12 protein-coding genes are annotated in these 13,849 nt (G+C 71.2%); 4 read left to right on the top strand and 8 right to left on the bottom strand.

Translation table 11 applies throughout. From position 1 onward, the window contains the following. Positions 1–9: 9 nt before the first annotated feature. Positions 10–1,227 (bottom strand): P1 family peptidase, encoded by a 1,218-nt coding sequence (locus ACIDOF_RS26640; RefSeq protein ID WP_409008627.1) that lies wholly within the window; start codon positions 1,225–1,227, stop codon positions 10–12. Positions 1,228–1,404: 177 nt separating this feature from the next. Here ACIDOF_RS26640 and ACIDOF_RS26635 point away from each other — a divergent pair, with 177 nt between their 5' ends. Next, positions 1,405–1,614 carry a hypothetical protein gene (locus ACIDOF_RS26635; protein WP_409008626.1) on the top strand — a complete coding sequence of 70 codons (210 nt, stop codon included), beginning with the start codon at positions 1,405–1,407 and terminating at the stop codon, positions 1,612–1,614. A gap of 7 nt (positions 1,615–1,621) precedes the next feature. Here ACIDOF_RS26635 and mscL read toward each other — a convergent pair whose 3' ends face one another. The 6 genes from mscL to ACIDOF_RS26605 all read right to left on the bottom strand — a co-directional run bounded on the left by mscL (position 1,622) and on the right by ACIDOF_RS26605 (position 7,806). After that, entirely contained in the window at positions 1,622–2,203 is a 582-nt protein-coding gene (mscL, locus tag ACIDOF_RS26630; protein WP_409008625.1) for a large conductance mechanosensitive channel protein MscL, read from the bottom strand. A 72-nt stretch (positions 2,204–2,275) separates the two neighbouring features. After that, positions 2,276–2,536 (bottom strand): hypothetical protein, encoded by a 261-nt coding sequence (locus tag ACIDOF_RS26625; protein ID WP_409008624.1) that lies wholly within the window; start codon positions 2,534–2,536, stop codon positions 2,276–2,278. Positions 2,537–3,155: 619 nt separating this feature from the next. Then, positions 3,156–4,016 carry an S-methyl-5'-thioadenosine phosphorylase gene (locus ACIDOF_RS26620; RefSeq protein ID WP_409008623.1) on the bottom strand — a complete coding sequence of 287 codons (861 nt, stop codon included), beginning with the start codon at positions 4,014–4,016 and terminating at the stop codon, positions 3,156–3,158. Between the two features lie 232 nt (positions 4,017–4,248). Then, a complete protein-coding gene (locus ACIDOF_RS26615) occupies positions 4,249–4,584 on the bottom strand; it encodes an FmdB family zinc ribbon protein (RefSeq protein ID WP_409008622.1) in 336 nt (111 codons plus the stop codon). 67 nt (positions 4,585–4,651) lie between these two features. Next, positions 4,652–5,935: an MFS transporter gene (locus tag ACIDOF_RS26610; RefSeq protein WP_409008621.1), complete on the bottom strand. Its 1,284-nt coding sequence runs from the start codon at positions 5,933–5,935 to the stop codon at positions 4,652–4,654. Between the two features lie 371 nt (positions 5,936–6,306). Continuing rightward, positions 6,307–7,806 carry a potassium/proton antiporter gene (locus ACIDOF_RS26605; protein WP_409008640.1) on the bottom strand — a complete coding sequence of 500 codons (1,500 nt, stop codon included), beginning with the start codon at positions 7,804–7,806 and terminating at the stop codon, positions 6,307–6,309. Positions 7,807–8,095: 289 nt separating this feature from the next. On the opposite strand from ACIDOF_RS26605, the gene ACIDOF_RS26600 reads away from it, so the two are divergent. Continuing rightward, on the top strand, positions 8,096–10,903 hold the full coding sequence (locus ACIDOF_RS26600; protein WP_409008620.1) for a penicillin acylase family protein: 2,808 nt from the start codon (positions 8,096–8,098) through the stop codon (positions 10,901–10,903). Here ACIDOF_RS26600 and ACIDOF_RS26595 read toward each other — a convergent pair. Next, complete coding sequence (locus ACIDOF_RS26595) at positions 10,893–11,495, bottom strand: 5-formyltetrahydrofolate cyclo-ligase (RefSeq protein WP_409008639.1); 603 nt, start codon at positions 11,493–11,495, stop codon at positions 10,893–10,895. The genes ACIDOF_RS26600 and ACIDOF_RS26595 overlap by 11 nt on opposite strands. 92 nt (positions 11,496–11,587) lie before the next feature. On the opposite strand from ACIDOF_RS26595, the gene galU reads away from it, so the two are divergent. Together galU and glp are read left to right on the top strand one after the other, a co-directional pair. Beyond that, the gene (gene galU / locus ACIDOF_RS26590; protein WP_409008619.1) at positions 11,588–12,490 is read left to right on the top strand and encodes a UTP--glucose-1-phosphate uridylyltransferase GalU; all 903 of its coding nucleotides are present in this window, start codon (positions 11,588–11,590) and stop codon (positions 12,488–12,490) included. 4 nt (positions 12,491–12,494) lie between these two features. Further along, positions 12,495–13,835, top strand: coding sequence for a gephyrin-like molybdotransferase Glp (gene glp, locus ACIDOF_RS26585; RefSeq protein ID WP_409008618.1), 1,341 nt, complete (start codon positions 12,495–12,497; stop codon positions 13,833–13,835). Positions 13,836–13,849 lie beyond the last annotated feature (14 nt).

Below are 13,849 nucleotides of genomic sequence, written 5' to 3'. Positions count from 1 at the left end.
CTCCGCCCCTCACGCCTCCCCGTACAGCTCCCGGTACGACGGGAACACCCCTCCCGGTCCGTCCACCGGCTCCGCCGCCTCGACCGCCCGGACGATCGCGCGGGTCACCGCGTCCGCGCCCGCCGCGAGGATCGCGTTGAGCGCCGCCAGCTGCTCCAACTCGCCCTGGGGGAGCGGGCGTTCGCCGGTGGCCAGGGTGAACACCGTGTCCCCGTCGTGCAGCAGGTGCACCGGCCGGATGGCCCGCGCGAAGCCGTCGTGACTGGTACCGGCGAGCTTCTGCGCCTGGGCGCGGGTGAGGTCGGCATCGGTGGCGACGACGGCGAGGGTCGTGTTCAGCGCCGACCCGCCCACGCCCGGCCCGGAAGCCGCGTCGCCGGTCCCCGCCGCAGCGGCCGAGCCGCCACTCGCCCCCACCACTCCCGTCGCAGGCCCGTCCTCACCCCCCTGTCGGCGCGCAGTCTCGTCCCGTGCCTCCGCCAACCGCTCCTGCGCGCGGGCGTGCACCTCGGCCGAGGGGCGCTCGACCGGCTCCGCACCCCCCTCGAAGTACCGCCCGTACAGCACTCCCGTCGACGGATCCGCCACCGCACCAACGGAGTTCACCACCACCAGCGCCCCGACGGTGTGGCCCGACTCCAGGCGTACGCTCGCCGTCCCCACGCCCCCCTTCATCCCGCCCGCCACGGCCCCCGTGCCGGCGCCGACGCTGCCCTGCACCACCTCCGTCGAGGCCCGTTCCACCGCCTCCCGGCCGAGCTCCGCACCCGGTCGCGCCCGCCAGTCGCCGCCCCGGCCCAGGTCGAAGACGCACGCCGCGGGCACCACCGGCACCACCCGGCCGGGCCCACCCACCGGAACCCCGCGCCCCTGTTCCTCCAGCCACGCCATGACTCCGGCCGCCGCGTCCAGCCCGTACGCGCTGCCGCCCGTGAGCACGACCGCGTCGATGTGCTGGACGAGGTTGCGCGGATCGAGCGCGTCCGTCTCCCGCGTGCCCGGCCCGCCGCCGCGTACGTCGACGGCCGCGACCGCCCCGCCGTGCGGTGCGAGCACGACGGTCGTGCCCGTCAGCCAGCCGTCCCCGGCCCGCGTCGCGTGCCCCACCCGGAGCCCGGGCACGTCGGTGAGGGAGTCGAGGCGGTCACTCTCCGGCCCTTGTTCTGCCGAGTTCGCTGGGTCCGCTGGGTCCGCCGAGGAGTCCGTCGGGATGCGTGATGAGTCCATGGACGCACCTTACGGACCAGGGGAGTTGGGGCGAGAGGAGCCAGCCGGCCACGTGGCGCGGACGCCCGCCCGGGGCCCGGGACACGTCGGAAAACCTGGTGTGGCAGGTCCGCGGCCTCAAGACGGTCTGAGTACGAGGCCGGAATCGCGGCCGCGCAAGGGCCGTACCCTGGAGGCATGAGCACCGCCCCCACACCCGGACCGCGAGACGCGAAGACCGGGCCCGAGCCGAAGGCCAAGCCGGCCCCGGCCCTGAACTTCGACGATCCGCTGGACCAGCAGTCCGCGGACGACACGGACCGAGGGTGGGGCGAGCGGCCGAGCGGCGGCGACAGCGCCGCCGACCTGGCGCGCTTCCTCGACGAGAAGCCGCCCCACCACCTCTGAGCGTCCGCTACTTGCTGGTGTCCACGGGGCCGCCGGAGCCGGAACCACCGCTGTCCCCGGCGCCGGTGCCCGGAGCGGCGCCACCGGGGCCACCACGCTGCGCGACGAGGGCGTCGCGGATCTCCTTGAGCACCTCGATCTCGGTGACCTCGAGCGTCTCCTGCACACCCTCCTTGGCCTTCCGGCGCTCCTCGACCTTCGCGAGGTACTTCGCCATCGGCAGGACCATGAGGAAGTAGACGACCGCGGCGGTGATCAGGAAGCTCAGCGTGGCGCTCAGGACCGTGCCCCAGCTGATCGGGATGCCCTTCAGGACGTCCCCGGTCTTCGGGTCGATCTCGCACGGGCCCTTGAGGCAGGAGCGGTAGCTCTCCAGGTCCTTCGTGCCGAAGGCGCCGACCAGCGGGTTGATGACGCCCTTCACGACAGCGTTCACGATGTTCGTGAAGGCGGCACCGATCACGACCGCGACGGCCAGATCGATCACGTTCCCGCGCATCAGGAACGCTTTGAAGCCTTCCCAGACGCCCGGCTTCTTCTCCTCGCTCACCACGGAGCCCTTCCTCGTACGTGCGATTGACCGTGACATTAGGCCCGGCACAGGTGAGGTGCGTCCAATCCGCTGACACGATCAGGTGAGTTGACAAAAACTCCGTGCGGCTCAGCACAAGACCACCACCAGACGGGAGTTGGCGCTTGCGCCGGCCAACTTCACCGCGTCCGACCGCGGTACGGAGAGCATGATCAGCGCGCCGTCCTCCAGCGGCTGGTGCCGCCCCGCCGAGACGTCGACGACGCGTGCGCCCACGGCGACGCGTGTGGCCCGGGCGCCGGACGTGGGAGCCGCGATGACGTCCACACGGTCACCGGGACGCAGCAGCCGTACGGTCTCGGCGTCCGCGATGCGCACCGGGGCCCGCACGAGATCCGGAACGGTCCGACTGCCCCGACTGCCCAGCCCAGCAGTGGAGTTGGCGCGCTCGCCCTCCCCCGAGGCCCCGGCCACCGGAGCGTCACGGCCCGTCGGACCGTCCGGACCCGTCGGATCAGCACGGCCCTGCGAACCCGAAGCGGCGAGCGCGGCCGCCGCGACCGCGAGCCCCGCCACCACGACACGGCGGCGATGGCGGCCTCGGCGCAGCGCACCGTGAAACCGCAGCCGACCGTCGCGCACCCGCAGGGGAGGGAAGGACGGGACCTCGCACCGAGGAGGAACCGGAGTAGGCGTCGAGGGAGAGGAGCGAGAGGAAGGAGTCGAGGGAGGCGAGTGAGGGGAGCGAGAGGAAGGAGTCGAGGGAGGGGAGTGAGAGAAGCGGGAGGGAGAAGAGGAGTGGGCGCTGGAGCGCGAGGACAAGGCAACCACCGCCTGCCGTGGGGGAATCCGCGTGAACGCCCCTCACGATCCACGGTCCCGGCCGATCCCGCTCCAGCCTGTGGACAACCCCGCGATTGTGGACAACTCCCTCACCCGAAGGGGGAGTTCCGCAACGCGGCGGCACCGAACGCCGAACGCCGAACGCCGAACGCCCGGAACAGTCCCCTCAGGGCAGCTGAATCCCCAAGTCCCACCCGTCGTGCGTCCGCGTGCACAAGCAGTCCCGCTCGTCGTTGGCCGGCAGGGCGGCGACCGCGTCGAACAGCACGTCCCGCAGTCGGGACACGTTCTCGCCGAAGACCTTCAGGACCTCCGCGTGCGAGACGCCCTCGCCGGTCTCCGCGCCCGCGTCCAGGTCGGTGACGAGCGACAGCGACGTGTAGCAGAGCGCGAGTTCGCGGGCGAGCACCGCCTCGGGGTGGCCGGTCATGCCCACCACCGACCAGCCCGCCGCCGCGTGCCACTGCGACTCGGCACGGGTGGAGAAGCGCGGCCCCTCGACGACGACCATGGTGCCGCCGTCGACCGCCGCCCAGTCGCGTGCGCGGGCCGCCTTCAGGGCGATGCTGCGGCCCTCGGGGCAGTACGGGTCGGCGAACGTCGTGTGCACCACGTTCGGAATGCTGCCGTCGGGCAGCGGCACCCCGTCGAAGTACGTCTGCACGCGGCTCTTCGTACGGTCCACGAGCTGGTCGGGAACGAGCAGCGTCCCCGGTCCGTACTCGGGGCGGAGGCCGCCGACCGCGCACGGGCCGAACACCTGGCGCACGCCGACGGAGCGCAGCGCCCACAGGTTGGCGCGGTAGTTGATGCGGTGCGGCGGAAGGTGGTGGCCGCGGCCGTGACGGGGCAGGAACGCCACCTTCCGGCCGGCGATCTCGCCGATGAAGAGGGAGTCGCTCGGCTCGCCGTACGGCGTGCTCACCCGGACCTCGGTGACGTCGTCGAGGAACGAGTAGAACCCCGAGCCGCCGATCACGCCTATCTCCGCGGACGCCGCAGCGCCACCGTTCTGTGCGTTCGCCATGCGCAGCAGCGTAGTCGAGCCGGGACTTCACGTATCAGGGACGGCCTTACGTTTCAGGGACGGCCTTACGCATCAGGGTCGGTACGCGGCAGAGCCGCGCCGCACAGCGCCCAGGCCACAGAGCCCCAGCCCTGGGCGCGGGCCGCACAGCGCCCCAGTGCCGCCCGTACGCCGAAAGCCCCGCGGTCGCTGGACCTGCGGGGCTTTCGGGAAGTGCGGTGCGCGCGACCGGTCAGGCCGCGGAGCTGCTGCTTCCGGAGGAGCCGGAGGACGACGACGAGGCGCCGGCCGTCGAAGAGCTCGACGAAGACGAAGAGGTCGACGAAGACGAGCTCGACGTCGAGGACGTGGAGGACTTGGACGTCGACGCGGGCGTGCTGCTCGACGAGGAGTTGCGGCTGTCATTGCGGTAGAAGCCGGAACCCTTGAAGACGATGCCGACCGCCGAGAACACCTTCTTGAGGCGTCCGTTGCAGCTGGGGCACTCGGTCAGGGCGTCGTCGGTGAACTTCTGCACCGCCTCGAGGCCCTCGCCGCACTCGGTGCACTGGTACTGATAGGTCGGCACTTGCTTCCTCCTGGCACTCTCACTCGATGAGTGCTAACGACGGTCCATAGTGACGTATTCCTCGGGATCAGTCCACTGTCACCGGCGAGCGGTGACCGACGCCACGTGCCACGGTCCGGCTCTTCGCGGGCGGAGCGAGGCGGGAGCGCAGGGCGACGAGGGTGAGCAGCGCGAGCACCGTACCGGCCATCGGCACCATGAATCCGGCGCTCGCGCCGTGGGCGTCGGCGAGGCGGCCGGTGAGGGTCACGGCTGCGGCCTGGCCGAGTGCGACGGCGCCGGTGAGCAGCGTGAACGCCTCCGTACGCGCGGAGGCCGGAACCAGGCTCTCCACGAGCGTGAACCCGGTGATCAGCGCGGGCGCGATGCACATGCCGACGAGCAGTCCCAGTACGGCGAAGAGGGCCACGGAGTGCACCGTCCACAGGGTGGAGGCGGCGACGGCGAGGGCGGTGTAGCCGACGAGGAGGCGGCGGCGCGGGCCGACCTTCCAGGCGATGGCTCCGCAGGCGATCCCGGCGAGCATGTTGCCCGCGGCGAAAATGCCGTACAGGAGGCCGTTGACGCCGGGCTGGCCGGCTTCTTCGGCGAAGGCGGTGAGGGCGACCTGCATGCCGCCGAAGACCGAGCCGATGCCGAGGAACGCCACAGCGAGGACGCGGGCGCCGGGCACGGAGAACGCGGACACGTGCTCCACGCGCGCGTGCTCGGCGAGCGTGCCGTGCGCAGCGGGCTGGGTGTCGCGCTGAGCGGCGAAGAGCAGTCCGCCGGCGAGGGTCAGTGCGGCCTGGGCGGCGAGTCCGGCGCCGGGGTGCACGAACGTGCACAGGGCGGTGGCGAGCACCGGGCCGACGACGAAGGTGAACTCGTCGGTGACGGATTCGAAGGCCGCCGCGGTGGGCGTGAGCGCCCGCCGCTCCGGGTGGTCGAGCACGGCGGCCCAGCGGGCCCGGACCATCGGCCCGACCTGCGGCACCGAGGCGCCGACGGGCACAGCGGCGACGAAAAGCGCCCACAGGGGTGCGCCGGCGAGGGCGAGCGCGGCGAGCGCGATCACGGAGGCGGCGTTGACGAGGACGCCGGGGACGAGGACGGCGGCCTGGCCGAAGCGGTCCGCCAGCTTGCCGCTCTGCGGCGCGAACAGCGCCATGGAGACGCCCGCGACGGCGGCGACGGCGCCGGCGCTGCCGAACGAGCCGGTGGTGTGCTGTACGAGCAGCACGATCGACATGGTGAGCATCGCGAACGGCTGACGCGCGGCGAAGCCCGGCAGGACGAACGAGAGGGCACGGGGCGTGCGCAGGAGTTGCCCGTACCCGGGGCGGGAAGTCGAGTTGACCGCGGACTCCACGGTCCTTGCCTTTCTGCTGCCTGGTGGCGGGCCCGTGTGGCGGCGCCGAGAGCTGTCCTCTTGCGCAGAAGAACGTCGGTGATACCCGGTCCACTGCGAGGGACCGCGGCCGCCGTGCGGTCGCGCCAGCTCTGCGTCAGACAGAGGTGGTTCGATTCGTTGTGCCTTGATTGTACGAGGAAGCGGCCGACTGTGCCTCCGAATGAGGGGCATCACACAGCCGCTGCCTCTGATTGTTACCGCGTAACGGGCGCCCACCCCCTAGGAACCAGGCCCCGCCAGGAACCAGGCCCCTGAAAACCCGCCCCTAAGAGCCCTAAGACCCCTGAGACCCCTAAGAAGCCCTGAGCCCCCTGAGCCCCCTGAGCCCCCTAAGACCCCTGTCCGCCCGTGCCCAGCCAGCCCGCCAGCTTGCCGCCCTGGCCGACCGCGCGGAGCCTCCGCTCGGCGGCGTCCCGCACCGGGTCGGTGGCGACGACGAGCAGTTCGTCGCCGCGCCGCAGGACGGTGGTGGGCGACGGCACGAAGGACTGGTCGTCGCGCACGACGAGGGTGACGGCGGCGCCTGCCGGAAGCCGCAGCTCCGCGACCTCGACGCCGTGCATCTTGGACTTCTCCGGGATCGCCACCGACAGCAGGTGCCCGCGCAGCCGCTCCAGGGGCGCGGATTCGACGCCCAGGTCGGCCGCCTCGTCGTCCCTGCCGATGCCGAGGGCCCTGGCGAGCCAGGGGAGCGTCGGCCCCTGGATCAGGGTGTAGACGACGACCAGGATGAAGACGATGTTGAAGATCCGCTCGCTGCCCTCGACGCCGGTCACCATCGGGATGGTCGCCAGGATGATGGGCACCGCGCCGCGCAGTCCGGCCCAGGACATCAGCGCCTTCTCCTGCCAGGGCATCCGGTACGGCAGCAGGCTCACGAAGACCTCGACCGGCCGCGCCACCACCGTCAGTACCAGGCCGATGAGGACGGCGGGCCAGATGTCGTCAAGGAGGTTGTGCGGCGTGACGAGCAGGCCGAGCAGGACGAACATGCCGATCTGCGCGATCCAGCCGAGCCCGTCCGCGAAGCCGCGGGTGGCCGGCCAGTGCGGCAGCTTGGAGTTGCCGAGCACCACGGAGGCCAGGTAGACGGCGAGGAAGCCGCTTCCGTGCGCCAGTGCGCCGGCGGCGTACGCCGAGACCGCGATGGCCATCACGGCGATCGGGTAGAGGCCGGACGCGGGCAGGGCGACGTGCCGTATCCCGTACGCGCCGAGCCAGCCCACCGCGAGGCCGACCGCCGCGCCGATGGCCAGCTCCAGGGCGATCTTGCCGACCAGGACGTACCACTCGTCGACCGGGCCCGTGGTGGAGAAGGCGACGACGAGGATGACCACAGGGGCGTCGTTGAAGCCGGATTCCGCTTCCAGTACGCCGGTGACCCGGGACGGCAGCGGCACCTTGCGCAGGACGGAGAAGACGGCGGCGGCGTCGGTGGAGGAGACGACCGCGCCGATGATGAGCGCCTGCCGCCACTCCAGCCCGACGAGGTAGTGCGCTCCGGCGGCCGTGATGCCCACGCTCACCGCGACACCGAGCAGCGACAGGACGGCCGCCGCCGGCAACGCGGGTTTGATCTCCTTCCACTTCGTCCCCAGACCGCCCTCGGCGAGGATCACCACGAGCGCGGCGTACCCGATCACCTGGGTCAACTCGGCGTTGTCGAAGACGACGTTGCCGAATCCGTCCTGGCCGATCGCGATGCCGATCCCGAGGTAAAGGAGCAGGCTCGGCAGACCGCTGCGCGAGGAGACGCGCACGGCCGCGACCGCGAGAAGCAGGACGAGGGAGCAGACGAGAAGGAGCTCGTTGAGCTGATGAACAGTCAGTGGCCGTTCCTTTCAGGGGCCGAGAGTCGGCGCGAAGGAGGGGTACTTCGTTACCTTACCTAATCGTTAACGCTTCCTTGATGTCGATCGGGTTTCAGCTCGGACACCGGAAAGCTGAGGTCAGGCACCGGGACAAGGGTCGCTCCGGGCCTCAACAGCCGTCCTCGGCCTGAGTTATCCACACCCCGTCCATGGCCGTCATGCCCTCGTCCTATGGTTGCTCCCAGCACTTCCAGGACCGCACAGCCAGCAAGGCCGACCCTCCGCTCGAAGGACAGCAAGGACAGCGATGCCCGCCAATGAAAGCGCCTCTTCCGGCCAGAAGACCGGTAAGAAGAAGGGGCGACGTGCCCGCCTCGTCGTGATCGCACTGGTCCTTGCCGTCGTCGCAGGCGTGGCCTTCGGTTCGTACTGGAGTATCAGTACGGTGCGTGCCTCGCTGCCGCAGACCAAGGGCTCGATCCAGCTCGACGGCCTGGCAGGGCCGGTCGACGTCCGCCGTGACAGCAGCGGCATCCCGCAGGTCTACGCGTCCTCGGACGAGGACCTGTTCATGGCCCAGGGCTATGTGCAGGCGCAGGACCGGTTCTGGGAGATGGACGTCCGGCGCCACATGACCTCCGGTCGGCTCTCCGAGATGTTCGGCAAGAGCCAGGTCGAGACTGATGAATTCCTGCGCACCCTGGGCTGGCACCACGTCGCGCAGCGGGAGTACGACACCAAGCTGGACCCGGAGACGAAGAAGTACCTCCAGGCGTACGCCAAGGGGGTCAACGCCTATCTGAAGGGCAAGGACGGCGCCGACGTCTCGGTGGAGTACGCGGCCCTCGGCTTCAGCAACGACTACAAGATCGAGGAGTGGACCCCGGTCGACTCCGTGGCCTGGCTGAAGGCCATGGCCTGGGACCTGCGCGGCAACATGCAGGACGAGATCGACCGCTCCCTGATGCACAGCCGCCTGGGCCCGAAGCAGATCCAGGACCTGTACCCGGACTACCCGTACGACCAGCACAAGCCGATCGTCCAGGAGGGCGGGCTCGCAGCGGGCTCCAAGTCGTACGACCCCAAGGCCAGTTCGGTCCAGGGGCAGTCCGGCGCGGGCACCGGCACGGACGCGGGCACGGGCGCGGGCGCCGGGACGGGAACCGGCACCGGCACCGGCAACGGGATCGCGGGAGGCGGCGGCAGCACGGCAGGCGGGCTCGCGACGCAGATGTCCGGCCTCTCCGACGTCCTCGACAAGCTCCCCGACGCCATCGGCCCGAACGGCAACGGCATCGGCTCCAACTCCTGGGTCGTGTCCGGCGACCACACCACCACCGGCAAGCCGCTGCTCGCCAACGACCCGCACCTCGCGCCGCAGCTGCCCTCGATCTGGTACCAGATGGGCCTGCACTGCCGCGGCGTCTCCGCGAAGTGCCAGTACGACGTGTCGGGTTACACCTTCTCCGGCATGCCCGGCGTGGTCATCGGCCACAACCAGGACATCGCCTGGGGCATGACCAACCTCGGCGCGGACGTCACCGACCTGTACCTGGAGAAGATCCAGGGCGACGGCTACCAGTACGGCAGCAAGATCGAGCCGTTCAAGACCCGCAAGGAGACCATCAAGGTCGCGGGCGGCGGCGACAAGACGATCGTGGTCCGCGAGACGAACAACGGCCCGGTGGTCTCCGACCGCAACGACGAGCTCGGCAAGGTCGGCCAGGAGGCCCCCGTCGGCAGCGCCGCCCCCGACCGCGCGGACGGGTACGCGGTGTCGCTGCGCTGGACCGCGCTGACGCCCGGCAAGTCCATGGACGCCGTGTTCGAGCTCAACAAGGCGAAGAACTTCCAGGACTTCCGCAAGGCCGCGGCCCACTTCGAGGTCCCCTCGCAGAACCTGATCTACGCCGACACCGAGGGCAACATCGGCTACCAGGCCCCCGGAAAGATCCCCACGCGCGCGAAGGGCCACGACGGCACCCTCCCGGCCCCCGGCTGGGACCCGGAGTACCGCTGGACCGGTTACATCCCGCAGAGCGCCCTGCCGTACGAGTACAACCCGAAGCGCGGCTTCATCGTGACGGCCAACCAGGCCGTGACCGACGAGAAGTACCCGTACCAGCTCACCAAGGACTGGGGATACGGCGCGCGCAGCCAGCGGATCAACGACCTCATCGAGTCGAAGCTGAAGAACGGCGGCAAGATCTCGACCGAGGACATGCGCACGATGCAGCTGGACAACAGCAGCGAGATCGCCAAGACGCTCACGCCGAAGCTGCTCAAGATCGACGTCTCCGACCCGTACGTCCGTGAGGCGCAGGAGCTGCTCGAGGGCTGGGACTACACGCAGGACCCGGACTCGGCGGCGGCCGCGTACTTCAACGCGGTCTGGCGGAACATCCTGAAGCTGGCCTTCGGCAACAAGCTGCCCAAGGAGCTGCGGGTCGAGGGCTCCTGCATCAGCGTGCCGCCCGCCGACAAGACGGGCCCGGTGGACGACCCGGACGAGCGGGTGCGGGAGTGCGGCGAGCGGGCGGCGGACGCGGCCCAGCCGGACGGCGGTGACCGCTGGTTCGAGGTGGTCCGCTCCATCCTCGACGACGAGGACAACGACTGGTGGCAGTCGCCGTCCACGCGCACCGAGCCCGAGGCGAAGACCCGGGACCAGCTCTTCGCGCGTGCCATGGCGGACGCCCGCTGGGAGCTCACCGCGAAGCTCGGCAAGGACATCGACAGCTGGAGCTGGGGCCGCCTGCACCGCCTGCAGCTGGACAACCAGACGCTCGGCACCGAGGGCCCCGGCTTCATCCAGTGGCTGCTCAACCGCGGCCCCTGGGAGGTCGGCGGCGGCGAGGCCGCGGTGAACGCCACGGGCTGGAACGCGGCCGGCGGCTACAGCGTGATCTGGGTGCCGTCGATGCGGATGGTCGTGAACCTCGGCGACTTCGACAAGTCGAAGTGGATCAACCTGACCGGTGCGTCGGGGCATGCGTACAGCCCCAACTACACCGACCAGACCGAGAAGTGGGTCAAGGGCGAGCTGCTCGACTGGGCCTACTCCGAGAAGGCGGTCGAGGCCGAGTCGGAGAACGACCTGGTGCTCAGGCCCTGAAGCTCCTGACTCCGGAAGGGGTCACCACCGCCTGAACGGGGTGGTCGTGCGGTTCCTCCGGGACCCGTGCGACCACCTCGTCGTCGTAGAGCAGCACGACGAGCGGCGGCTCCACGCGCGCGCGGGCGAGCCGCGCGAGGACCCGGTCGTACGAGCCGCCGCCGCGGCCCAGGCGCATACCGCGGTCGTCCACGGCGAGGCCGGGCAGCAGCACCGCGTCGGCCTCCAGGACGGCGTCCGGGCCGAGCCGCGCGCCGTCCGGCTCCAGGAGCCCGCGCCCGGCGCGCACGAGGTGCTCCGCGCCCGCGTAGACGCCCCAGTCGAGGTCGTTGTCCGGCAGCAGGACCGGCAGCAGAACCCGCACTCCGCGCGCGTGCAGTGTGTCGAGGAGCACGCGCGTGCCGGGCTCGCGGCCGACGGAGACGTACGCGGCGACGGTTCCCGCGCCGGCCAGCGCGTCGAGTTCGAGCGCGTGCCGGGCCAGGTCCGCGGCCGCCCCCTGCGCGTCATCTGCTGTCAACCGGCGCCTCGCTTCGAGGAGTTCTCCCCGCAAGGTCGCCTTGTCAGCCTTGCCGTCGGTGTTCGGTGTCACAGCCAACTCACAAACCCCTCATATCCAGGCCAAAGCGAATAATTAAGCGGACGCACATGTTCCGCACATTCGCACCGGTTATGGTGCTGGGCATGACTGAGTCGCACCCCACGATCACCAAGGCTGTCATCCCAGCAGCAGGCCTCGGCACGCGCTTCCTTCCGGCCACGAAGGCCACCCCGAAGGAGATGCTGCCGGTCGTCGACAAGCCGGCGATCCAGTACGTGGTCGAGGAGGCCGTGGCAGCCGGTCTGTCCGACGTCCTGATGGTCACGGGCCGCAACAAGCGCCCCCTCGAGGACCACTTCGACCGCAACTACGAGCTGGAAGAGGCCCTCGTCCGCAAGGGCGACCAGAATCGCCTCGCGAAGGTCCAGGAGTCCAGCGACCTGGCGACCATGCACTACGTCCGCCAGGGCGACCCCAAGGGCCTCGGCCACGCCGTCCTCTGCGCCGCCCCGCACGTCGGCAGTGAACCCTTCGCGGTCCTCCTCGGCGACGACCTGATCGACGCCCGCGACCCGCTGCTGCAGCGCATGGTCGACATCCAGGCCCGCGAGGGCGGCAGCGTGATCGCGCTCATGGAGGTCGACCCGGCGCAGATCCACATGTACGGCTGCGCGGCCGCCGAGCCCACCGGCGAGGGCGACGTCGTCAAGGTCACCGGCCTCGTCGAGAAGCCCGAGCCCGCCGACGCCCCCAGCAACCTCGCGATCATCGGCCGGTACGTCCTCGACCCCGCCGTCTTCGACGTACTGCGCAAGACCGAGCCGGGCCGCGGCGGCGAGATCCAGCTGACCGACGCGCTCCAGCAGTTGGCCGCGGACGAGAAGATCGGCGGCCCCGTGCACGGCGTCGTCTTCAAGGGCCGCCGCTATGACACCGGGGACCGCGGCGACTATCTGCGTGCCATTGTCAGACTCGCGTGCGAACGTGAAGACCTGGGCCCCGACTTCCGGGCCTGGCTTCGCAGTTACGTCACCGAGGAGATGTAGCACCTTGAGCAGCAGTACGACGGCAGAGGACACCGGCCGCGCCCCCGTCTGGTCGGTGTCCGAGCACCTTGAGGACATTCTCGCCACGGTCCACCCGCTGGACCCGATCGAGCTCCAACTCCTCGACGCCCAGGGCTGCGTCCTGGTCGAGGACGTCACGGTGCCCGTCTCGCTGCCGCCCTTCGACAACAGCTCCATGGACGGGTACGCGGTCCGCACCGCCGACGTCGCCGGAGCCACCGAGGAGTTCCCCGCCGTCCTGGAGGTCGTCGGGGACGTCGCCGCGGGCAGTGCCGGCGAGCTCACCGTCGGCCCCGGCCAGGCCGCCCGCATCATGACCGGCGCCCCGCTGCCGCCCGGCGCCGAGGCGGTCGTCCCCGTCGAGTGGACCGACGGCGGCCTGGGCGAGGGCCCGGTCGGCACGATGTCGCCGCACAGCCTGGCCCCCGAGGGCGCCACCGGCGAGGTCCGCGTGCACCGTCCCGCCAAGGACCGCGCCCACGTCCGCGCGGCCGGCAGCGACGTGAAGGCCGGCGAGCGCGCCCTCGCCGCCGGCACCGTCCTCGGCCCGCCGCAGATCTCCCTGCTCGCCGCCATCGGCCGCGCCACGGTCCGCGTACGGCCCCGCCCGCGCGTCGTCGTCCTCTCCACCGGCAGCGAACTCACGCAGCCCGGCGAGGAGTTGGCCGAGGGCCGGATCTACGACTCCAACAGCTTCGCCCTCACCGCCGCGGCCCGGGACGCCGGCGCGATCGCGTACCGCGTGGGCGCCGTCGCCGACGACGCGGAGACCCTCCGCGCCACCATCGAGGACCAGCTCATCCGCGCCGACCTCCTGGTCACCACGGGCGGCGTCTCCGTGGGGGCGTACGACGTGGTGAAGGAGGCGCTGCAGGGCGCCGGGGACTGGGAGGAGGGCAGCGAGTCCGGCAGCGGCATCGAGTTCCGCAAGCTCGCCATGCAGCCCGGCAAGCCCCAGGGCTTCGGCTCCATCGGCCCCGACCACACCCCGCTCCTCGCCCTCCCCGGCAACCCGGTCAGCTCGTACGTCTCGTTCGAGCTGTTCGTCCGCCCCGCGATCCGCGCCCTGATGGGCTTGAAGGACGTCAGCCGCCCCACGGTCCGCGCCCGCCTCGACAGCCCGAAGCCCCTCACCTCCCCGCCCGGCAAGCGCCAGTTCCTGCGCGGGCGGTACGACGAGGGGGCGGGCGCCGTCGCCCCCGTGGGTGGTTCCGGGTCCCACCTGGTCGCGGCCCTCGCGCACGCGGACGCCCTGATCGTCGTCCCCGAGGACACCGCCGAGGTCGCCCCCGGCGCCGAGCTGGACGTGATCCTGCTCCGCTGAGCCCCGCCCGGTGC

Origin of the sequence: Streptomyces sp. Da 82-17, assembly GCF_046098215.1 — a bacterium.
Lineage (GTDB): Bacteria > Actinomycetota > Actinomycetes > Streptomycetales > Streptomycetaceae > Streptomyces.
This window is presented reverse-complemented; position numbering and strand designations above follow the sequence as displayed.

Bases quoted from the DNA above. Each gene is read 5' to 3' on its own strand.
- galU (WP_409008619.1), top strand. From the start codon at position 11,588: ATGACTGAGTCGCACCCCACGATCACCAAGGCTGTCATCCCAGCAGCA.
- ACIDOF_RS26640 (WP_409008627.1), bottom strand. From the start codon at position 1,227: ATGGACTCATCACGCATCCCGACGGACTCCTCGGCGGACCCAGCGGAC.
- ACIDOF_RS26635 (WP_409008626.1), top strand. From the start codon at position 1,405: ATGAGCACCGCCCCCACACCCGGACCGCGAGACGCGAAGACCGGGCCC.
- ACIDOF_RS26620 (WP_409008623.1), bottom strand. From the start codon at position 4,016: ATGGCGAACGCACAGAACGGTGGCGCTGCGGCGTCCGCGGAGATAGGC.
- mscL (WP_409008625.1), bottom strand. From the start codon at position 2,203: ATGTCACGGTCAATCGCACGTACGAGGAAGGGCTCCGTGGTGAGCGAG.
- ACIDOF_RS26600 (WP_409008620.1), top strand. From the start codon at position 8,096: ATGCCCGCCAATGAAAGCGCCTCTTCCGGCCAGAAGACCGGTAAGAAG.